The organism is Paenibacillus sp. P5_B5, assembly GCF_056400365.1.
In genome coordinates, this window is the sequence record NZ_JBFULK010000068.1 from 1 (window position 1) to 418 (window position 418).

Sequence of the window (418 nt, forward strand, 5' to 3'; positions counted from 1 at the left end):
CCTCCGCTTCAGCATCCGCATCCGCATCAGCATCAGCATCCGCATCCGCATCCGCATCTGCATCCGCCTCAGCATCGGCATCGGCATCGGCATCAGCATCAGCATCGGCATCGGCATCAGCATCAGCGTCCGCATCGGCGTCAGCATCAGCATCGGCATCTGCATCCGCATCAGCGTCCGCATCGGCGTCAGCATCCGCATCGGCATCAGCATCAGCGTCCGCATCGGCGTCMGCATCGGCATCGGCATCCGCATCAGCGTCSGCATCGGCGTCAGCATCCGCATCGGCATCAGCGTCCGCATCGGCGTCAGCATCGGCGTCAGCATCCGCATCGGCATCAGCGTCCGCATCGGCGTCAGCATCGGCATCGGCATCGGCGTCCGCATCGGCATCGGCATCGGCRTCMGCATCGGCATC

The 418-nt window shown here is 64.7% G+C and carries 1 protein-coding gene; it reads left to right on the forward strand.

The features are described from left to right. On the forward strand, positions 1 to 418 hold a 418-nt coding region (locus AC1DOK_RS24585), incomplete at both ends, for a hypothetical protein (protein ID WP_477556895.1).